The sequence below is a fragment of the Luteolibacter flavescens genome (genome assembly GCF_025950085.1).
In the GTDB taxonomy this organism is placed as follows: domain Bacteria; phylum Verrucomicrobiota; class Verrucomicrobiia; order Verrucomicrobiales; family Akkermansiaceae; genus Haloferula; species Haloferula flavescens.
Genome location: NZ_JAPDDS010000002.1, coordinates 241,516 through 257,394, shown reverse-complemented (window position 1 = coordinate 257,394; position 15,879 = coordinate 241,516). Strand labels below are relative to the sequence as shown.

The following is a 15,879-nucleotide window of genomic DNA, read 5'->3' as shown; positions in this document are numbered from 1 at the left end:
AGCGCGATCACCAGACGCTCCTTTCCTTGTTGCGGGTGCGACGGCCGGATGAATGAGGAAGAAAGCTAAAGCCTCCATTCTCACCGGCAGCCCGCACGGCGAGTGCAAGGGCCGTGCATCGGTCGGAGTGACCCTCCTTCGTGCGCGCCGCCCAATAGTTGTATTCGCCATTGGAGATGACCTGCTTCATCTCGTGGAGATCTTCGCGGATCACGGTGCTGATCGGGATGCGGAGCTTCGTGGGAGCCTCAAAGGCCCGCCGTAGCTTCGGGAAGATCGACCGCTTGAACTTCGCGGAGAACTGGCACAGCTCCACCTTGCCGAGCTTGTGAGCTTCCGGCTTCCACTGGCTGTGCTTCTTGACCATCAGGTCACCGAGGCCGATTCCCGGGCCGGTGTAGTCGAAGCAGACACGATCAGCCGCGCGGATGCGGTCATCAAGGATCTGGAACTGGTCCGGCGTGCTGACGTTCTCAAGGACAAGCACCTCGCGGGTCCAGAGGATGTCACCCACCCGCTGAAGCGTCCAACAGACGGTCGGATCATTGGTCCGGCCAAAGTCGATGCCGAGGAACGTGGAGTGGGCGAGCATCGCTTCGGAGATGCTCCACGCCTCGCTGGCCTCCGCGCTCTCCGCCAGGGCGATCAGATCGTAAGGCAGCAGCACGTTGACCGTGTCGAGGAACTCGCAGAACAGCTCCTGTGCCACGCCATCGGGATCATCCATCGCCTCGATAAGGGCGGCCGCATTGGTGCGAAGGCCCATCAGGACGGCCTGATAGATCGTGACCTTGTGACGGCTCCACCGCATGTGCTCGCCGTCGCCCTTGGTCCAGAGCTTGTGACCGGCACCGCCGACGCCGTTGGGCGTGGTGACCACGCGGCACTTCTTCTCGCCGCCCCGGAGCGGGTTCACGATGGATGGCAACAGCGCCCTCCACGTGGCGAGAGGGTTCTCCAGGAAGTCGTACTCGGTGATGGCGACGCTGGCGGAGCGTCCACGCACGTTGTCGGGTTTGCCAGGCACCGCGCGTTCCCGGCTGTCGTTATGAAAGATGATCTCGCTGCTCTTGAGAAGGTGCTGCGAACTGTTGCCCTCGTACTCATTGAGCACGTCTTCGATGTGCAAACCGAAGGCCTCGGCCCACAGCTTGCCTTGCTCCAGCGAGTCGAGTGCCTGGCGTTCGGTGGGAGCCGCGACCATCCACTGAGACCCCGCATTGGAAAGACAGTCCTCCACGATCTCACCCTGCATGGTGAAGTCCTTTCCGGTCTGACGCGACTGGAGCTGAAACTTGAACCGGCTCCGGTCATGGAAAGGCACGAACTGGTATTCCAGCAGCAGTGACCGCGGATCGCCTTCTGGGTATGGATTCTTCCACCCGCTCCGGGTTGAGCCCAGCTCGTGCGAGGCAACCAGCGGCTCCATCTCCTCACGGGTCATTTCCCACAAGGGATTAGCCTGCGCCTCTGCCTTGGCCTCGGCCACCTGGCAGCGCAGTTGCTCCATCGCGTCTTTCTTGGGATCAGCCATCAGCCCATTCCGAAAATCTGTTTCAGGCGCTTCTGCTTCTCGTCCGCCGAGAGCGCATCGTTGCCCACCACTCCCTCGGCCTCTTCGGCCTTCCTTGCTTTGCGCTTCTGCTCCTCGAATTTCTCGCGCTCCAACGCCGCCTTCTTGTCGTCGCGCCGGTCCTTGTTCGCCTTCGTCACGGCGTCCACCACCAGCATCAGCTCCTCCGGCTTCGCACTGTCCGCGTCCAGGAATTCGAAGACGCGCTGTTTCACCTTCTCGATGATCGCGCCGTCCCACTTCGCCGGGTCCTTGCTCATCGCATCGCCCAACGCTTCCGACTTCAGCACCGCCAGCTTGCGCTTGTCCCGCACCAGCGGCGCACAGTGTCGCCGATAGAAAGAGGTGAGCGCCGATGACGAGACCTGCACGCCGCATTCCACCGCGAGCCAGCCGAGCGCATCCTGATACTTCGCCCCGGCCATCAGCATGTCCCGCAGCTCCAGCACGCGGCTCTCCGGCATCGCGTCCAGCTTGCTGTCGGATCGTGGCTTCTTGTCGCTGCTCATGGATCATCGGGTCTCGGCAAGGCGGTTCAGGCCTGCGGCGGTGATGGCGACGCGTTGCACGTCCTCGCCCGCCTGGATGCGGATGTCTCCCTTCTGCTCCAGCACCACCATGGCGCGGTCGAAGGCCGTCTTCGTGAAGTTGTCCTCGGCAAGGCTCACGCCCGCCTGAAGCGTCGTGCGCTTCAGCAGCCGCGGATGCGCGGCTTCAAGTTCGGTGAGAATGGTTAGATCCATGGATGGAGAGATCAGGAGTTGGTCCCACGGCCCTTCGGCTGGGTGGCGAGCACCAGCAGGCGCTCCAGGTTGGTGCTCATCTGCTTCACCTCGCCCCGCAGCTCGGCGAGGGACTCGGCGTTCTTGTCGGCCCGCCCATGGACTTTCCCCAGGGCGTCGCGTGCGGTCTTCCGCTCCTCGGCCTGCCCGGCCAGCAAGCGGTCGAGCTTGTGATCCATGTCGCCCTTCAGCTCCTCGACATCGGCCCGCAAGGCGGCGAGTTCATCCTGCCGCGCCCACACCGTCGCCGACTGCACCGTCACCACCGGCACGGGTGCCTTGATGGTGGTCTCGGTCGTCGGGCTGCTCTGGCCCTTCCTGTAGGCGGCCCACACGGCGGCGAAGAGGACACCAATGCCGGAGAAGATGCCTCCCACCAGCTTGAGCGTGAAATCGCCGGAAACGTGGGAATCGTGGGAAGGCGCTACCTGCGCGGCGAGGAGTAGGAGATCAAGCATGGGTGGAGAGGTCGGATGGGCGGGTGAGGGCGAGGTAGCGGGACTGCGATTCGGCGAGGCACATCCCCGCGATCATCTGGTCTTCGGGCGCGCTCTCGCGGCCCAGCTCGGCGAGAAGATCGCCGTAGTCTTCGGGCGAGAGCCCCGTCAGGGCTTCCGCGCAGGCTTGCAGCGCCTCGGCTGCATGCGCCGCGTGGTGGCGCAACCCCGTGAGGATCTCCTTGCCGCTCATGCCCGCTCGGCCAGGGTGGAGAGTTCGGTGACCAGGCGGCGCAGCTCGCTCTTCACCGTGGGAAGCGGGATGCTCGTGGTGGGAGCGGCAGGCGCGACAGGAGCCGCGGACGGCACCATGCGCAGATGGGCCAGCACACCATCGGCAAGCGCCATGGCCATCTCCACCTGCATCTTGTCGTCGCCGAGGAAGCCCTCGCCACCCGGGGCGCTGATGAAGTCCAACTCGAAGAGCGCCGCAGGCATCTTGCTCAGCCGCAGCACCGCGAAGGATGCTTCCTTGTCGGGGTCGCCATCACTCGCGTCCATCCGCTTCGGCAGCGTCGGGAACTTCAGCGCGTAGGCCTTGAAGAGTTCGGTGGCGAAGGGATCTGCCGCCGTCTGCCCTGGCGTGGTGAAGACCTCGAAACCGCGGGCCGGTGTGGAGGCCGAGTTGCAATGGATCGACAGGAAGAGATCGACCTCAGCCTTGTTCGCCAGATCTGCCCGCTGTGCCAGTTCAAGGAAGCGATCATCGGAGCGTGTGAAGAAAACCGTGACCCCGGCGAGGGCCAGCATGGCACCGAGCAACTGGGCGACTTTCAACGCCACGTCTTTCTCGCGCAGCCCGCCCGGGCCGACAGCGCCGGGATCTTTGCCGCCGTGCCCGGCGTCGATCATGATGGAAGCAGTCTTCATTGGAGCAGAGGGAAGATTGAAATCGGGGAGGGGGTTGCCTCCTCATGGGGCGGCCGGGAACTTCATCGGCGGCCCCTCCCCGAAAGGGTTCAGCGGCGGGTGAGGGCTATTTGGACGATTCGGTAAAAACCTCGCGCACCGCAGTGGCCGCCCTCCCCGCATCATAGAGCCCGTGGATCGGCGGCTTGGTCCCGGCCTGCTCCGCAGCGTCCGCCTCGGCCTCTGCCTGGGCCACGTCCGCGCTCGCCACCAGGAATGGCCGTGCGCCCGGCTGATCGGCACGCTGCACGCTCGTCGCCGGGATCGGCGCGCCGGTCACGGCACTGCTGACCACCGAACACGACGGCAGCGCCCCAACCATGGAAAGCGCCACCGTCATGGTCAGGGCAATGGCGGGCAGGTTCCCCCCGGAGTTGCCAACGCCAGACTTTTTGATGCGGCTGCCGATCACATGCATGATGATCGCCGCGAGAATGATGCCGAGGGCCGCAGCAATGGAGCCGCCCGCGTTGTTGACCGCTGCCACGTCTTCGGGCGCGATCAGGTTCTGTCCTTCAAGGAAGGTGCCGATGCTGCCCAGCGCGATGGCAAGGCCTTGGATGAGTGATCCGAGTTTCTCTTTCATGGAGGTGGTGCGAACGCCCTGCACGGGCAACGCACGCACCTTGCACAACCGCCGCGAACCCCGGCCCGCACTGCCAGCACCGCAAGCATATCGCTCGCAATCGGGCCTCTCGCCCCCGCGGAGATGGGGGACATCACCGTCCCCGCAGATCGCTCACCACAGCCCGCAGGCCTGCTCGCGCTTGGCCTCCGCCTGCTGTCGCGCCTTATAGGCCAGCACGCTTCCTGCGTCGAGCACCAGCCGGGCATTGGAACCCCGGCCATCCTTGCGACGGCGCACGCCTCCGGGCTTGTAGCCCTCCAGCTCACCCAGCCGCCACAGCTTCTGGATCGTCCATTCGCTCACGCACAGCATCTTCGCCGCCCGCTTCGCCGACACCTCGGACAGTGGCCGCGTCGCGCGCAGCGTCACCGATCCGTCGCCGCTGCGCACCAGCTCGCTTTCCCACACCAGGGAAAGGGAAAGCTGCTCCGGCTTGGCGTCCATGCCCACACTCTACCACGTGAGCAAAAGCTTCGGCCCCGAATCACTAACAGATTTTCACCCCCACCGATCTACCCAACATTAATCTGCTGGGAATTGTGACGCTTGCCGGAGCCACGCATCCTCCTATCAATGAGCGCATGAGTCTGGAGCTTCTCAAAATCCTGCTAAGCGGAGTTCTCGGCGGCATCATTGCCGCTATCACCACCCATACTCTCAATCATCACCGGGAAAGAGTAAGGTTGCTGACAGAGAAGCTTGAGCTTGTTCTTCAATGCTTGGACCAGTTCAGGGAGCGCTCGCTCGCGCGGCAATTGCTATTGGAGGGTGACGTCAAAGACGTGTCTCTGAATACGCAGCTTTTCTATCAAATCTCAGGATGGGATCTGACCACTAAGCTGCAAGCTCTCGTTGCCCTTCACTTTCCATCTCTCCGGTCCGGCCTGAATGAGATTGTCGAGAAAAACGCCCACTTTGTTACAGCGATTTCCTCCATGCGATCCGGCTGCGTGACAAAAGACATGATCTGCACAATCGGCGAGATTTTCAACGGGGCCGAGGAAATGGAGAAAGACATCCTGCTGAGAAGCGACGCGCTATGCGGGAAATGGATGCCCAGACTTGCAGCTTGGTGGGACCGCAAATGCAATGGACAGGAGCAGCCGTGAGAATTCCCGCGAGCTTCTTAAAATAGACAAATCTACAGCTTCCACCCGTTGCGACGGAGCACCCAATAAAGGTCATCCCGAATGTATTCCCGGTTCAGCTCGTCCTTCGGCTCTATCACCCGCGAGCCACCGGCATCGATGTCCTTGATTGCCTTGATCAACCAGCGCCGCACCCGGTCATCGGTCTCCGGTATCCACTCGCCGCCAGCCGTGCGGAACTCCCGCCCGCAGTCGAGGTGATGGATGAAGACCTGGCGGCTCCACGTCCCGGCCTCCACATCGGCAGTTACCCCGTCGCGGAAGAGGCCGATGACCTTCACTTCCTTGCGCCACAGCCAGCGTCCGAAGTTGGCACTGAGCAGCCACGCCCGCGCGCCGACCTTCGGATCTTCGATGCGCCGCCAGTGTTTCATGGATCATCCTTCCCGGGCAGCGCCGCATCGATCTCTGCATGCCATCGAGCAAGGTCGGCTTCCAGGGCCGTGATCGCAACGTCCAGATCCGCGATGGATTGCTCGCGTGCTGGATCATTATTGGGCTCGGCCACCAGCTTCGCCCGCCGCTCCTTGAGCACCTCAAGGCCGAGCGAGCCCTCTTCAAAATTGGCTACCGTTTCAGGCCCCAGGTGCCCGGTCCGCGGACGGGCCTGCACGGCGGAGCCGCCGGACCAATCACCGGCACCGTCGTTCTTCTTCCCCCGCGAGATCAGAAAAAACACGGCAAGAAAGAACAACCCTGAGAGCTTATAGATCCTGGTTGTCTGTTTCATCCTCCGGTCAGGAATAGTCGGCGATTGCTTTCAGCTTCTGGCGACGCTTCTCCAGCGGGTCCCAATCGGACTCCTCAATTAGAGCAAGGATCTTGTCGAGTTCCGCCCGCCGTCTCGCCGCGTCGCCGTGCTCTGGTTGGCTTGGATATGGAGAGGAGGGGCCTTGACTGGCCTTTTTGGTGGCAGCAGTGGCAGTGGCTTCCGTTGGCAGGTCGCGCTCAAGCAGGATAATCATTTCGTCCTTGTTACCGCCCAGCAACACGCCTTCACGAGAAGCCGAGCACATGGATTTCACGACCCATCCTTGGCGGGCTTGCTCGTTAAGCAGCTTCTGGAGCTTCGCGGGATCGAAGCGACCGCTGAACCACTTGTCGTTTTGGGAGATGACCTTGTATTCCTTCATGGTGGCACTCTGTTAGGATTACTTCCATAGCTGGGACCACCTGCCCCACACTGGATAGATCCACGAAAATTCCTCACGGGTGTGCTGCGTTACGGGATAGCGCTCATTCAGCGGGACGAGGCGGATCACGTCGCCCGTGCTTTCAAATCGACGGAAGGTCACGCCGTCATTGGCGAAGCGCGCGATGACGAAGCATCCGCTGTAGGCTTCCTCGCCGGGCATTGCCACCAGCAGGTCACCTTCCGTGAAGCCGATCCTTCCCGCGCTCTCCATCGAGTCTCCTTCCAGGCGGACACCGAAGGCTTTCGGATCGCGGCATTCGGTCGGCACCTTTGCGACCCATGAGTCGGGCAGTTGCTCGTAGCTGACCGCAGTTCCAGCGTGAGCCCAGCCCACGACGGGAATCAGGCGATTCTTCATGCGACGCTCCCTGTGGTCTTCAGGCGCAGCGAAGGAGGAAATGGTCTCGCCACCACCGTCAGACGGCATTTGTGCCCCCCCGAGGATCTGAAAGAGCAAGCCAAGCGAACTGGTTTCCTCCACTTGTTTCTCCCCGCGTTCGATCATGCCCACATATTTGGCCGTAATGCCAAGGCGGTTCCCAAGCTCCTCTTGGGTTAGGCCATTTTGTTTCCTGTAGAGCGAAATGCGCTCGGGTGAAATTGTCGGCATTATATCCACTTTGTTGTTGTCGTGTTGTCGGACGTCCACTAAGTTGCCCTCCGTCAACGCGGTTGACGCTAACAAAATGGCTAAGACCCACAAGCAGTTTCCCGCTTGGGCAAAGAAGCGCCTCATCGACCTCGGTTGGACCATCACTGAGTTGGCCTCTCGCATCCACTACCCCCGGACCACCACGTCAGCCGCGATCAACGGCTCCAATCGCTACCCCCACGTCACGCAAGCAATAGCCGAAGCCCTGAACCATGACCCCAAAACAGATGGCCCTCTCCCGGCTCGCCCGGCTCGCGCTGAACGCCGCGTCCGACTCTCCACCCAAGGAGCACGCTGATGTCTGCACCCTCGTTGCCACCGCACTGCACGACGACTGCCCGGATCTGTCCGTGGCCGCTGCTGCCGCCGCCAAGCACTTCTCCGCCGCCTCCGAAGCGGAAGCCGACCTCCTCTCGCAACTGAATCACTGACCGGCACCCACCGGCCTGAACCGACAACCACCAACCGACACAACCATGTTCACCACCCTCTACCTCCTCGGCCTCGTCATCTGCGCCATCGCCACGGCCCTCGCGGTCCGCGCCGACGAGAAGCCCAAGCACGTCCCGGTCCGCATCAAGCGCGACGCCCTGCCCCCTCATCTCCGCCGTCACCAGGACGCTCAGGACCGCGGCGACTTCCACCGCTGATCACCGCCCACCCGGCACTCCTTCCCTCATGCCCGACCTAACAGCCACCTCCCCGACCGCCGACGATGACGCCCTGGCCGACGCCGAGGCCGAGCTCCTCGCGGACGCCATCATCGAGCTGGCCCTGTTAGCCCCCGGCCCCATCCGCCTCGCCGCCCTCCAGATGACCGGCCTCCTGCCACCCCCCGGCAGCCAGATCAGCCAGGAAACCATCGCCGCCATCTACGGCATCAGCCGCAAGCGCGTCCGCCGCCTGGAAGCCCGCTTTCTCGCCCGCGCCAAGGCCGCACTCACTCCCGATCACGATCCCGAATCACAACCATGAAAAGGCTCTCCCTCGCAGCCCGGGAAGAACTCTCCGGCTACCTCACCACCCTCGACCAGGCAGCGACCAACCGCTTCGTCGGCTGGATCTGTGGCCTCGTCGAGAACCAGCCCGGCAAGACCGTGGCCGCCATCGTCACCGAGTTCCGCGAACAGCAAGCCCATCGCGTCCTCGCCGCCGCGGACCTTCTTCCCGGCAACGCAACGCCCGAGCAGCGCGCCGCCAAGCAAGCGATCCGCGCCGCCAAGATCGCAGCCGCCCACTGATCACCGATCACCTCTTTCCCGCCATGCCCGAAATCACCCCGCTCATTGCCGGTCTCGGCGTCATCGCCGGAGCCGTCCTCGGCTACGTCGCCCGCGGTCTCTTCGTCCCGGCCCAGCTACGCGCCGCCGAGAAGGGCGCATGGCGGCAAATCGAATTCCTCCAGCGCGCCCGCGCCATTGAGGACCAGCGCAACGACACCCCGCTCTCCAAACCCATCTCCCGCTGACCATGTCCGTAGAGAATCCCACCCTTGATGATTACCTCCGTTGGATCTGCTGCACGTCCATTGACGACGGCAAGGCCTCCATCCGTTCACTGCTTGAGCGCCCGGAAGAGCGTGAGCCAAAGATCGACGAAACAACGAAGCGCCAGATCCTCGAAGGCTGCCTTGCCCATGAGATCCGCGGCAGCCACCGCAAGTCGCTGATCAACGCGATCAAGTCGGCCATCGCCAAGCTGCCGACTGCCGCGCTCGCCCCGGTCGAGGTCACCACCGACAGCCCGGTCCCGGAGATCGAAGATCCGCGCTGGCTCGCCGTGCGCGAAACCGCCGGTCGCCTCCGCGAAACCGGTCGCACCTACCTGGAGATCCAAGCCTTCCTCGGCTGGCAACTCGCCCAGCTCAAGAAGGACCACGGCGTGAAGCGGGGGAACAATCAGGCCGGATCGGACAAATTGTCCGATCCTCGCACCTGGGACGATCTCGTCCACCACTACACCGGCTACACGCGCCGCACCGCGGACCGCCTCATCGAACTCTTCGACTCCGCGAAGGCAAAGCTCAAGCGTGTGGCTAAGAAGCCCGAGGAGAAGAACGCCCTCACCATCTTCGCCCAGGGCAACCCGCTCGCCTTGCCACCCGAGCAGCGCGAGCACGTCCGCGATGTCATTGCCAGCCTCTGCACAGGCGAGACGCAGGGCAGCCTCATGACCGAGTTTGGCATCACGCCGAAGCCCGTTATGCCCGCCAAGACACCGGCGGCCAAGGGCGGCGACCAGCAGCAAGAGGACCAGCTTGAACTCGCCTTCCACCATTGGGACGGCCCGGCCAGCGCCATCCTCAAGGCCCGCAGCGAGCAGGGCGTGAAGCTCCTGCACCTGCTCCCGCCCATCGCGGACGAGCCCGGCAAGCTGTCGCTCACCTTTCTGCGTGATGAGGCCGCCGCCCTCCTCACCGAGGTGGAAGCCGCCCTCGCTGCCCACGCCAAGCCCGCCAAGGGCACCTCCGCCGCCTGACCTACTAGATCCCCCGTAGCAAACCACAACCACAACCATGAACACCTCCACCCCGCAACCCGTCCGCCGCAATGCCAGCCTCGTGCAACGCATCCGCGAGGCCGTCGCCGACAAGCAGCATCCCGACGAACTCTCCGCCCTCCTCGCCCATGCCAAACTGGAAGGGGACAAGGATTTCTTCGCCCGCGAGCTGGGCCTCTCGCTCGTCGACTACCGCATGTGCCTGGAGCGAGCCAAGGAACTCCTCCGCACCGACACCGGCTTCTCCGCCACCTTCTTCTCGCTCAACCGCCAGCTCCACCTCTGATCCATGGACCCTATCCCGCCCATTCTCCCGGGCCATCGCCTGCGCGATCTCATGGATCAGGCACCGATGATTTGTGCCGCCGCCAAGGCCCAAGCAATTTCGGACGCGCAGAGCTGCAAAGCGGACACGCCGGTCACCCACGCTTATCTCGCGCTCATGCACTGCCAGCGCGTGGTGGAGCTCACCCGCGTGAGTGACCGCGCCCGCGAGTCCTTCCCTCCCGAGGTCGTCGCCGACATGGCCGCCATGAACCACAGCGCCCGCGAGGTCTTTGCCTACCTCATCCACCAACTCGACATCGCCGTCTTTCCAGCGACCCCGGCAGAACACTGATCACCGCTCACCCGGCACCTCTCCGCATTTACCATGTCCGCCCTCTCCCTAGCTCCCTTGTCGCTGCTCCGCACCCTCACGCCGGAGCAGAAGACCGGCCTCTTCCAGAAGCTGGAAGCCGTGCAGGCCGTGAACGCCGCGCGCTATGGCACGAAGGGCGATGTGGTGAAGGCCGCCGCCCGCGATCTCCGCGTATCGACGCAGGCGGTCAACAAATGGGTGGGGGACTTCAACGCCCACGGCGCGGAAGCCCTCGTCGATGGCCGACGCAAGCGGGGCAAGGAGCGCGGCCTGCCGGAGATCACGCAGCGGTGGATCACCGAGGAATACCTCCGCCTCCAGCGCGAGGACAGCGGCGTCGAGATCTACAAGCTCATCCGCGACCGCGCCCGGCTGTGGGGCAAAACCGGCAATCCGAAGTATGCCATCCCTGGTCTTGTCGAGCCGCCTGCCATGGGGGCGAAGGGCTACCCGGTCGGACTCTCGCAGGAGACGATCCGCCGCTACGGACCGGACGCCTATCAGCGCGCGCTCGCGCATCAGGGACGGAAGGCCGCCAGCGATCTCCTGCCCTCCATCCCGGACAGCCGCATCGGCGTCTCCTACCTGGAGCGGATCTTCTTCGACGACCAGGTCTATGACCACATGATCCAGCAGCCCGGCTGGGAGAAGCCCATGCGCCCGGTCGGCTTCAATGCCCTGGATTACCTCACCGGCGCATTCCTCGACTTCCACATGCGCCTGCGCTGGTGGGACGAGAATTCCGAGAGCCACCGCAGCCTGACCCAGCGCGAGTTCGTCTGGTTCGTCCTCGGCCTGCTGTCGTCGGTCGGCTACCGCGGCGACGCGAAGGGCACGCGCCTCGTTTTCGAGCACGGCACCGCGAACTCGTGGAGCAGCGAATCCGGCCGCCTCAAGACTCACGCGGGGCACGCCTCTTTCGAGTCCGCGCTCTCCGCCTTCACCGGCGGGAAGGTCACCATCGACCGCTCCGGCAAGTTCAACCAGGCGACGTGGAGCGAGATGATGTTCGTGCCAAAGAGCGCGGGTAACTTCCGCTTCAAGGCCCCCATCGAATCGATGTTCCGCGCGGTCCGCACCCACGGACTGCTCATCCCCGGTGCCACCGGTCGCAATGCCGACCTCATGCCCGCCGAAAACTACGGCCTGGAGCGCGAGGAGACGAAGTGGCTCAAGCTCGCCTCCAAGTTCCCGACCCACATCGCCGAGGCCGTCCAGAGCAACCTCTTCTCGTTCGCGGAATACTACAGCGCCTACCGCATGATCTACGCGGGTATCAATGCCGACCCGGATCACGCGCTGAAGGATTGGGAAGCGCTCGGCTTCGTCATGCGCGAGTGGCGCTGGGAGCAGGACCCCACCGGCCTCTGGCGTCCCCGCGCCGAGCTGGCCCGCCTCGCCGAGTCCGCCCCGCACGTCGCCGCCACCTTCGATCTCCAGCGCGCGGAGAATCCCGGCCTCGTGCGCACCCGCCGCATGAGCCGTGCAGAGGCGGTGCGGCAGTCCGAGATGGACCCCGCGATCAGGACGCTCGACATCCACGACTTCCACAACCTCCTCCCGCTGGAGTGGGCGCATGAGCTGAAGGTGACCCGCGAGCGCACGCTTGTTGTCCGCGATCCGCTCATCAAGGGCACGAAGGCCCTCACCTACTTCACCGCCTGCCGGAATGAACGCGGCCACCGCATCAGCCTCTCGCCGGGCGACCAGGTGCTCTGCCACCTCAATCCCTTCGCGCCGGACAGTCTCATCGTGCTCGACCAGCACGGCGCGCCCATCGGGATCGCCGCCCGCATCCCCGACGATGTCGCGAGCAATGCCGACCTCGCGCAGGACCTGCTTGCGGCCCGCGCCCTCCAGACCGCCGACGCCGATGCCCCGGTGCGCGCCGCCTTCCAGGGCGTGGCCGAGCGCCGCCGCGAGGTGAAGGCGCACAACGAAGGCCTGCGCGATGCCGCCGCCGGGATCGTCCGTCAGACGCCAGCCGAGAAAGCCAGCGACACGAAGCGCCGCAACCGCGTCCAGCAGACCGCATCCAGCGTGGACACCTCCGGCGCGCTCGATGCCTGGGCCAGTTCCTCCCGCACCGGAGAGCCCCCGGCACCCGCCGCCGAGCCGAAGCCCGCCGACGACTTCAACCCCTTCGCCTGATCCTCAAGCCCACCACAACCATGGACACCCTCAGAGACAAGTTCCCCGCCTCCGCCGGATGGCTCCACGTGCGCCTCACCCGCAAGCACGGCCCGTCCTTCGACCGCGCGCAGCTCGCCGCCGACTACACCCGCGAGCCCGGCTCGGAGATCGGCCACCTCTCCGTCTCGGGCCGCCGCGCCCTCGTCATCTACCGCACTCGCTGAATCCGGCACCCGGCAATTTTCCCATCACCATGGACACCGACGACACCTCACCCCGCCGCGGCCACAAGCACCGCAAATACAAGATCGACCGCACCGACATCGCGCAGTGGACGAAGTCCCTGGGCGAGGAGCAGAGCGCGCTCGTCTTCTGGCTCGATGACTACGCCCGCACCCAGGACCTCGACCTGGAAGAACTGGGCAAGCGCTTGAAGAAGCCGGACGGCAAGGGCACCTACAGCAGGGACTCGGTCTATCAGTTCCTCACGGGCCGCCGCACCTCCGACCAGCTTGATAACATGCTGGCCGCCATTTTCGACCTGCGGAAGATCGAGACCGAGCGCTCCAAGATCACACGCATCGGTTTCGTCGAGACCGACATCACGCGCCGCATCTTCCAGGTCTGCGACTCCACCCGGAACTTCGGGAAGATGGGCCTCGTCATCGGGAATACCCACGTCGGCAAGACTACCGCCTTCGTCGAATACACCGTCCGCAACAACCACGGCGCGACCACCTACGTCCGCATGCCTGCGGGCGGATCGAAGGGAGCATTCCTCCGCGCCCTGGCACCGAGGGTCGGCGTGGGCCTGAACCACAACGACCAGTCCATTGCCAACAAGATCATGGCGGTCTTCGACGAGCGCCAGCTCCTCATCGTCGATGAGTTCCACCAGTGCCTGCCGCGGCCCACCCGCAAGGAGCGCAATGGCGTCGCCCCGTCCGTGTATCACACCGTCGAGTGGCTCCGCGAGCTGCACGACGAGACCGGCCTCGCCATCATCTACGGGGTCACGCCGGTCTTCGATGCCGCCATGAAGAACGATTTCTTCTCGGGCATCTTCAAGCAGACGCTCCAGCGCACGCTCATCACGGCCCGCCTGCCGGACTCTCCGACGAAGAAGAGCCTCGCCGCCTTCGCCAAGCACTTCGGCCTGGAGCCTGCCACTGGCGAAGCGCTCGACCTCCAGACGCTTGTCCTCCGCGAGGATTCATTGGGCCGCTGGATCTCGATCCTTGAAGGCGCGTCGAAGGTCGCCAGCAGGCATTCCGCCCCTCTCGCCTGGGATCACGTCATCCAATCCCACGCCGCCCTCGTCCGCCTCGAAAACGGCGACTGACCCACCGTGGCTCCGGCTTCCAGCCGGACGCCTCCTCACCACCACTCACCGCCCACCCGGCACCTCCATGAAACTCCGCACCGACCACCAGTCCTCCGCTGGAGATCGCAGCCCCCGCACGCTGCGCGAGATCCAGAAAGCTGCCGCCCGCAAGCCCCGCAAGCCGCGCGTCCCCACGCGCAGCTTCAATCCCCACACCCTGAGCCCCACCGGCGGCCTCACCGACCGTGAACGCGCCGAGGCCATGCAGCAGCTCCGCAAGTTCCGCCCCGACCACCTGCTCTAACAACCTCCAGACCCGGACCCATCACAACCATGGCCACCACTCGCAAAGCCCACAAAAAAGCCGCCATCACGGCGAGCATTCACCGCCGCGTGGATGCGCAGACCCCGACCCCGTATTTGGCTCAGTTGATCAACAATGGCGGCAAGCCGACTCAGATCATCGTGATGGTCACGGAGATCGTCACGCCCCTCCAGCTTCCAGGCATGCCGGTCCCTCCATTTGGACGCGCCACGGTCATGTCCAACGGACAGACGATGCACTACCGCCGCGGCGAAGTCGTGCGGGTCGATAACTTCAACTGCCTGCGCCGTCTCGAAATCACCGAGATCGCCGACTCCTGACGATGCCCGCGCCCTACCGCCCCTGCCCGGAATGCAAGAGCCAGCCGCGCACCCGGAAGGGCCTCACCATCACCACCAGGGACAAGTGGGCCGCCGAGTGCAGCAAGGGCTTTGACTGCCACCTCTGGCCCCACACCGGCCACCTCTACGAAACCCCCGCCGCCGCCCTCGCCGCATGGCAAGCCGGCAAGGCCTTCCCCGACGAATCCCCGGCATGAGCCCCGACGATCACAAGACCGCACCGCGTTGCCCGCTCCACCGCTCGCCCATGCGGGCCACCGGCGAAGTCCGCGAGGACCGCCACGTCTTCCACTGCCCGGTCATCATAGGCCGCCACCAATGCTCCTGCGAGATCGAGCGCCCGCCACGGGCCGAGCCCGCCATCGCCGCCGCCTCTGGCGACGTCACCGACACCGAACTCTGAACCGCCACCTTACGATCACGATGCCCGCCAAATCCAAAAGCCACGAGGCCGCCCAGAAGAAGATCTGGAGGGCCGAGATCAAGCAGCACGAGCAGTCCCTGAAGAAGGTGAATGCCGACTTCGTCGCCGAGCAGCGACAGCGCCACAAGGCACTAGGCATCGCACAGAAGGCACTCGCAGCCGAAGAGCGCAAGTTCGCCCGCTTCACCGCCCGCCGCGCGAAGATCCTGCCCGCTACCATTCGCGAGATTGAAACCCGCATCGCCATCCTCCGCGGGCGCATCGACTCCTGACATTTCCCCCGATCATGAACACACCATCCATCGCAGAAGACATCGCCCGCGGCACCTGGATTCAGGAAGAGATCGCGCGGCTCACCGAGGAGCTGAAGCTGATCAATGCGCGCATCCAAGCCGTCGCCGAGTCCAGCCAGCACGAGCCGCTGAAGGAGCAGGACCGCGAAGGGAAAAAGTGGGTTGCCCGGGGTGCTGGCCGTTCGCTGCCTGTCATCTTTGAAAGCGATCTCCTTATCGCATCCTTCAAGCCGAACTCCGACACGCACTCCAAGCTCGTCACGATTGCAGGCGAGAAGCTGGGCCTGTTCTTCAAGCCCGTGAACAAGTTTGAGCGCGTCCAATCGGACGGACGCGAGTTCCGCCGCGATGCCCGCAATGCATTCGCCCCCGATGAGTATGCCGCCTTCATCAAGGCCTGCCTCGATATCAAGAAGGGTGGCATTCCCAAGTCCCGCATCGTCGTCGCCTGGAAGGAGGCCGAGCCAACCGCCTCAGCGACCTGATCCTTTGCCGGGCGGGCGGAAGGCCTTCCCT

General features: G+C 64.4%; 30 protein-coding genes and 1 pseudogene. 18 read left to right on the top strand and 13 right to left on the bottom strand.

Translation table 11 applies throughout. The features are described from left to right. Positions 1 to 7 precede the first annotated feature (7 nt). The 8 genes from OKA04_RS04655 to OKA04_RS04620 form a co-directional block, all read right to left on the bottom strand. Positions 8 to 1,534, bottom strand: coding sequence for a hypothetical protein (locus tag OKA04_RS04655; protein ID WP_264499966.1), 1,527 nt, complete (start codon positions 1,532 to 1,534; stop codon positions 8 to 10). Then, positions 1,534 to 2,082 (bottom strand): phage protein Gp27 family protein, encoded by a 549-nt coding sequence (locus OKA04_RS04650; RefSeq protein WP_264499965.1) that lies wholly within the window; start codon positions 2,080 to 2,082, stop codon positions 1,534 to 1,536. The genes OKA04_RS04655 and OKA04_RS04650 overlap by 1 nt, the downstream gene beginning before the upstream one ends. 3 nt (positions 2,083 to 2,085) lie before the next feature. Further along, a complete protein-coding gene (locus OKA04_RS04645; protein ID WP_264499964.1) occupies positions 2,086 to 2,316 on the bottom strand; it encodes a hypothetical protein in 231 nt (76 codons plus the stop codon). 11 nt (positions 2,317 to 2,327) lie between these two features. Then, complete coding sequence (locus OKA04_RS04640) at positions 2,328 to 2,813, bottom strand: hypothetical protein (protein WP_264499963.1); 486 nt, start codon at positions 2,811 to 2,813, stop codon at positions 2,328 to 2,330. After that, a complete protein-coding gene (locus tag OKA04_RS04635; protein WP_264499962.1) occupies positions 2,806 to 3,045 on the bottom strand; it encodes a hypothetical protein in 240 nt (79 codons plus the stop codon). The genes OKA04_RS04640 and OKA04_RS04635 overlap by 8 nt, the downstream gene beginning before the upstream one ends. Further along, on the bottom strand, positions 3,042 to 3,722 hold the full coding sequence (locus OKA04_RS04630) for an N-acetylmuramoyl-L-alanine amidase family protein (RefSeq protein WP_264499961.1): 681 nt from the start codon (positions 3,720 to 3,722) through the stop codon (positions 3,042 to 3,044). Before OKA04_RS04630 ends, OKA04_RS04635 begins: the two co-directional genes overlap by 4 nt. Positions 3,723 to 3,828: 106 nt before the next feature. Next, positions 3,829 to 4,347 (bottom strand): hypothetical protein, encoded by a 519-nt coding sequence (locus OKA04_RS04625; RefSeq protein ID WP_264499960.1) that lies wholly within the window; start codon positions 4,345 to 4,347, stop codon positions 3,829 to 3,831. Between the two features lie 153 nt (positions 4,348 to 4,500). Then, positions 4,501 to 4,833: a hypothetical protein gene (locus tag OKA04_RS04620; protein WP_264499959.1), complete on the bottom strand. Its 333-nt coding sequence runs from the start codon at positions 4,831 to 4,833 to the stop codon at positions 4,501 to 4,503. A 137-nt stretch (positions 4,834 to 4,970) separates the two neighbouring features. Here OKA04_RS04620 and OKA04_RS04615 point away from each other — a divergent pair, with 137 nt between their 5' ends. Continuing rightward, complete coding sequence (locus tag OKA04_RS04615) at positions 4,971 to 5,498, top strand: hypothetical protein (RefSeq protein WP_264499958.1); 528 nt, start codon at positions 4,971 to 4,973, stop codon at positions 5,496 to 5,498. 32 nt (positions 5,499 to 5,530) lie between these two features. Here the strand turns inward: OKA04_RS04615 and OKA04_RS04610 are convergent, their stop codons facing one another. The 5 genes and pseudogenes from OKA04_RS04610 to OKA04_RS24715 all read right to left on the bottom strand — a co-directional run. Continuing rightward, on the bottom strand, positions 5,531 to 5,911 hold the full coding sequence (locus tag OKA04_RS04610; protein ID WP_264499957.1) for a hypothetical protein: 381 nt from the start codon (positions 5,909 to 5,911) through the stop codon (positions 5,531 to 5,533). After that, the gene (locus OKA04_RS04605) at positions 5,908 to 6,267 is read right to left on the bottom strand and encodes a hypothetical protein (protein WP_264499956.1); all 360 of its coding nucleotides are present in this window, start codon (positions 6,265 to 6,267) and stop codon (positions 5,908 to 5,910) included. The genes OKA04_RS04610 and OKA04_RS04605 overlap by 4 nt, the downstream gene beginning before the upstream one ends. Before the next feature lie 7 nt (positions 6,268 to 6,274). Next, positions 6,275 to 6,670 (bottom strand): DUF4177 domain-containing protein, encoded by a 396-nt coding sequence (locus OKA04_RS04600; RefSeq protein WP_264499955.1) that lies wholly within the window; start codon positions 6,668 to 6,670, stop codon positions 6,275 to 6,277. Between the two features lie 18 nt (positions 6,671 to 6,688). Continuing rightward, positions 6,689 to 7,090, bottom strand: a complete 402-nt coding sequence (locus OKA04_RS04595; protein ID WP_264499954.1) for a LexA family protein — start codon at positions 7,088 to 7,090, stop codon at positions 6,689 to 6,691. Positions 7,091 to 7,228: 138 nt separating this feature from the next. Continuing rightward, positions 7,229 to 7,342: pseudogene (locus tag OKA04_RS24715) on the bottom strand (helix-turn-helix transcriptional regulator); the annotation flags it as partial. A 254-nt stretch (positions 7,343 to 7,596) separates the two neighbouring features. Here OKA04_RS24715 and OKA04_RS04590 point away from each other — a divergent pair. The 17 genes from OKA04_RS04590 (at position 7,597) to OKA04_RS04510 (ending at position 15,848) form a co-directional block, all read left to right on the top strand. Further along, positions 7,597 to 7,815, top strand: coding sequence for a hypothetical protein (locus tag OKA04_RS04590; RefSeq protein ID WP_264499953.1), 219 nt, complete (start codon positions 7,597 to 7,599; stop codon positions 7,813 to 7,815). 45 nt (positions 7,816 to 7,860) lie between these two features. Continuing rightward, positions 7,861 to 8,034 carry a hypothetical protein gene (locus tag OKA04_RS04585; RefSeq protein WP_264499952.1) on the top strand — a complete coding sequence of 58 codons (174 nt, stop codon included), beginning with the start codon at positions 7,861 to 7,863 and terminating at the stop codon, positions 8,032 to 8,034. A 28-nt stretch (positions 8,035 to 8,062) separates the two neighbouring features. Beyond that, positions 8,063 to 8,359 carry an RNA polymerase sigma factor sigma-70 region 4 domain-containing protein gene (locus tag OKA04_RS04580; RefSeq protein WP_264499951.1) on the top strand — a complete coding sequence of 99 codons (297 nt, stop codon included), beginning with the start codon at positions 8,063 to 8,065 and terminating at the stop codon, positions 8,357 to 8,359. Beyond that, entirely contained in the window at positions 8,356 to 8,625 is a 270-nt protein-coding gene (locus OKA04_RS04575) for a hypothetical protein (RefSeq protein WP_264499950.1), read from the top strand. The genes OKA04_RS04580 and OKA04_RS04575 overlap by 4 nt, the downstream gene beginning before the upstream one ends. Before the next feature lie 23 nt (positions 8,626 to 8,648). Beyond that, a complete protein-coding gene (locus OKA04_RS04570) occupies positions 8,649 to 8,852 on the top strand; it encodes a hypothetical protein (protein WP_264499949.1) in 204 nt (67 codons plus the stop codon). A gap of 2 nt (positions 8,853 to 8,854) precedes the next feature. After that, positions 8,855 to 9,862 carry a hypothetical protein gene (locus OKA04_RS04565; RefSeq protein ID WP_264499948.1) on the top strand — a complete coding sequence of 336 codons (1,008 nt, stop codon included), beginning with the start codon at positions 8,855 to 8,857 and terminating at the stop codon, positions 9,860 to 9,862. 37 nt (positions 9,863 to 9,899) lie between these two features. After that, the gene (locus tag OKA04_RS04560; RefSeq protein ID WP_264499947.1) at positions 9,900 to 10,169 is read left to right on the top strand and encodes a hypothetical protein; all 270 of its coding nucleotides are present in this window, start codon (positions 9,900 to 9,902) and stop codon (positions 10,167 to 10,169) included. Positions 10,170 to 10,172: 3 nt separating this feature from the next. Then, on the top strand, positions 10,173 to 10,502 hold the full coding sequence (locus OKA04_RS04555; RefSeq protein ID WP_264499946.1) for a hypothetical protein: 330 nt from the start codon (positions 10,173 to 10,175) through the stop codon (positions 10,500 to 10,502). A gap of 33 nt (positions 10,503 to 10,535) precedes the next feature. Then, complete coding sequence (locus OKA04_RS04550; RefSeq protein ID WP_264499945.1) at positions 10,536 to 12,674, top strand: helix-turn-helix domain-containing protein; 2,139 nt, start codon at positions 10,536 to 10,538, stop codon at positions 12,672 to 12,674. Between the two features lie 20 nt (positions 12,675 to 12,694). Then, positions 12,695 to 12,880 carry a hypothetical protein gene (locus tag OKA04_RS04545; protein ID WP_264499944.1) on the top strand — a complete coding sequence of 62 codons (186 nt, stop codon included), beginning with the start codon at positions 12,695 to 12,697 and terminating at the stop codon, positions 12,878 to 12,880. 29 nt (positions 12,881 to 12,909) lie between these two features. Then, complete coding sequence (locus tag OKA04_RS04540) at positions 12,910 to 13,998, top strand: AAA family ATPase (RefSeq protein WP_264499943.1); 1,089 nt, start codon at positions 12,910 to 12,912, stop codon at positions 13,996 to 13,998. A 67-nt stretch (positions 13,999 to 14,065) separates the two neighbouring features. After that, positions 14,066 to 14,284: a hypothetical protein gene (locus OKA04_RS04535; RefSeq protein WP_264499942.1), complete on the top strand. Its 219-nt coding sequence runs from the start codon at positions 14,066 to 14,068 to the stop codon at positions 14,282 to 14,284. 29 nt (positions 14,285 to 14,313) lie between these two features. Beyond that, positions 14,314 to 14,625: a hypothetical protein gene (locus OKA04_RS04530; RefSeq protein WP_264499941.1), complete on the top strand. Its 312-nt coding sequence runs from the start codon at positions 14,314 to 14,316 to the stop codon at positions 14,623 to 14,625. Positions 14,626 to 14,627: 2 nt separating this feature from the next. Further along, a complete protein-coding gene (locus tag OKA04_RS04525; protein WP_264499940.1) occupies positions 14,628 to 14,843 on the top strand; it encodes a hypothetical protein in 216 nt (71 codons plus the stop codon). Continuing rightward, on the top strand, positions 14,840 to 15,049 hold the full coding sequence (locus OKA04_RS04520; protein WP_264499939.1) for a hypothetical protein: 210 nt from the start codon (positions 14,840 to 14,842) through the stop codon (positions 15,047 to 15,049). Before OKA04_RS04525 ends, OKA04_RS04520 begins: the two co-directional genes overlap by 4 nt. A gap of 20 nt (positions 15,050 to 15,069) precedes the next feature. Then, positions 15,070 to 15,342, top strand: coding sequence for a hypothetical protein (locus OKA04_RS04515; protein WP_264499938.1), 273 nt, complete (start codon positions 15,070 to 15,072; stop codon positions 15,340 to 15,342). A 14-nt stretch (positions 15,343 to 15,356) separates the two neighbouring features. Continuing rightward, positions 15,357 to 15,848 carry a hypothetical protein gene (locus tag OKA04_RS04510; RefSeq protein ID WP_264499937.1) on the top strand — a complete coding sequence of 164 codons (492 nt, stop codon included), beginning with the start codon at positions 15,357 to 15,359 and terminating at the stop codon, positions 15,846 to 15,848. The last annotated feature ends 31 nt before the right edge of the window (positions 15,849 to 15,879 follow it).

Coding starts and splice junctions, on each gene's coding strand:
- OKA04_RS04575 (WP_264499950.1), top strand. CDS start 8,356: ATGAAAAGGCTCTCCCTCGCAGCCCGGGAAGAACTCTCCGGCTACCTC.
- OKA04_RS04555 (WP_264499946.1), top strand. CDS start 10,173: ATGGACCCTATCCCGCCCATTCTCCCGGGCCATCGCCTGCGCGATCTC.
- OKA04_RS04610 (WP_264499957.1), bottom strand. CDS start 5,911: ATGAAACACTGGCGGCGCATCGAAGATCCGAAGGTCGGCGCGCGGGCG.
- OKA04_RS04550 (WP_264499945.1), top strand. CDS start 10,536: ATGTCCGCCCTCTCCCTAGCTCCCTTGTCGCTGCTCCGCACCCTCACG.
- OKA04_RS04520 (WP_264499939.1), top strand. CDS start 14,840: ATGAGCCCCGACGATCACAAGACCGCACCGCGTTGCCCGCTCCACCGC.
- OKA04_RS04605 (WP_264499956.1), bottom strand. CDS start 6,267: ATGAAACAGACAACCAGGATCTATAAGCTCTCAGGGTTGTTCTTTCTT.
- OKA04_RS04645 (WP_264499964.1), bottom strand. CDS start 2,316: ATGGATCTAACCATTCTCACCGAACTTGAAGCCGCGCATCCGCGGCTG.
- OKA04_RS04530 (WP_264499941.1), top strand. CDS start 14,314: ATGGCCACCACTCGCAAAGCCCACAAAAAAGCCGCCATCACGGCGAGC.
- OKA04_RS04535 (WP_264499942.1), top strand. CDS start 14,066: ATGAAACTCCGCACCGACCACCAGTCCTCCGCTGGAGATCGCAGCCCC.
- OKA04_RS04615 (WP_264499958.1), top strand. CDS start 4,971: ATGAGTCTGGAGCTTCTCAAAATCCTGCTAAGCGGAGTTCTCGGCGGC.
- OKA04_RS04510 (WP_264499937.1), top strand. CDS start 15,357: ATGAACACACCATCCATCGCAGAAGACATCGCCCGCGGCACCTGGATT.
- OKA04_RS04620 (WP_264499959.1), bottom strand. CDS start 4,833: ATGGACGCCAAGCCGGAGCAGCTTTCCCTTTCCCTGGTGTGGGAAAGC.
- OKA04_RS04600 (WP_264499955.1), bottom strand. CDS start 6,670: ATGAAGGAATACAAGGTCATCTCCCAAAACGACAAGTGGTTCAGCGGT.
- OKA04_RS04525 (WP_264499940.1), top strand. CDS start 14,628: ATGCCCGCGCCCTACCGCCCCTGCCCGGAATGCAAGAGCCAGCCGCGC.
- OKA04_RS04585 (WP_264499952.1), top strand. CDS start 7,861: ATGTTCACCACCCTCTACCTCCTCGGCCTCGTCATCTGCGCCATCGCC.
- OKA04_RS04655 (WP_264499966.1), bottom strand. CDS start 1,534: ATGGCTGATCCCAAGAAAGACGCGATGGAGCAACTGCGCTGCCAGGTG.
- OKA04_RS04580 (WP_264499951.1), top strand. CDS start 8,063: ATGCCCGACCTAACAGCCACCTCCCCGACCGCCGACGATGACGCCCTG.
- OKA04_RS04570 (WP_264499949.1), top strand. CDS start 8,649: ATGCCCGAAATCACCCCGCTCATTGCCGGTCTCGGCGTCATCGCCGGA.
- OKA04_RS04540 (WP_264499943.1), top strand. CDS start 12,910: ATGGACACCGACGACACCTCACCCCGCCGCGGCCACAAGCACCGCAAA.
- OKA04_RS04625 (WP_264499960.1), bottom strand. CDS start 4,347: ATGAAAGAGAAACTCGGATCACTCATCCAAGGCCTTGCCATCGCGCTG.
- OKA04_RS04640 (WP_264499963.1), bottom strand. CDS start 2,813: ATGCTTGATCTCCTACTCCTCGCCGCGCAGGTAGCGCCTTCCCACGAT.
- OKA04_RS04565 (WP_264499948.1), top strand. CDS start 8,855: ATGTCCGTAGAGAATCCCACCCTTGATGATTACCTCCGTTGGATCTGC.
- OKA04_RS04650 (WP_264499965.1), bottom strand. CDS start 2,082: ATGAGCAGCGACAAGAAGCCACGATCCGACAGCAAGCTGGACGCGATG.
- OKA04_RS04590 (WP_264499953.1), top strand. CDS start 7,597: ATGACCCCAAAACAGATGGCCCTCTCCCGGCTCGCCCGGCTCGCGCTG.
- OKA04_RS04515 (WP_264499938.1), top strand. CDS start 15,070: ATGCCCGCCAAATCCAAAAGCCACGAGGCCGCCCAGAAGAAGATCTGG.
- OKA04_RS04545 (WP_264499944.1), top strand. CDS start 12,695: ATGGACACCCTCAGAGACAAGTTCCCCGCCTCCGCCGGATGGCTCCAC.
- OKA04_RS04635 (WP_264499962.1), bottom strand. CDS start 3,045: ATGAGCGGCAAGGAGATCCTCACGGGGTTGCGCCACCACGCGGCGCAT.
- OKA04_RS04630 (WP_264499961.1), bottom strand. CDS start 3,722: ATGAAGACTGCTTCCATCATGATCGACGCCGGGCACGGCGGCAAAGAT.
- OKA04_RS04560 (WP_264499947.1), top strand. CDS start 9,900: ATGAACACCTCCACCCCGCAACCCGTCCGCCGCAATGCCAGCCTCGTG.
- OKA04_RS04595 (WP_264499954.1), bottom strand. CDS start 7,090: ATGAAGAATCGCCTGATTCCCGTCGTGGGCTGGGCTCACGCTGGAACT.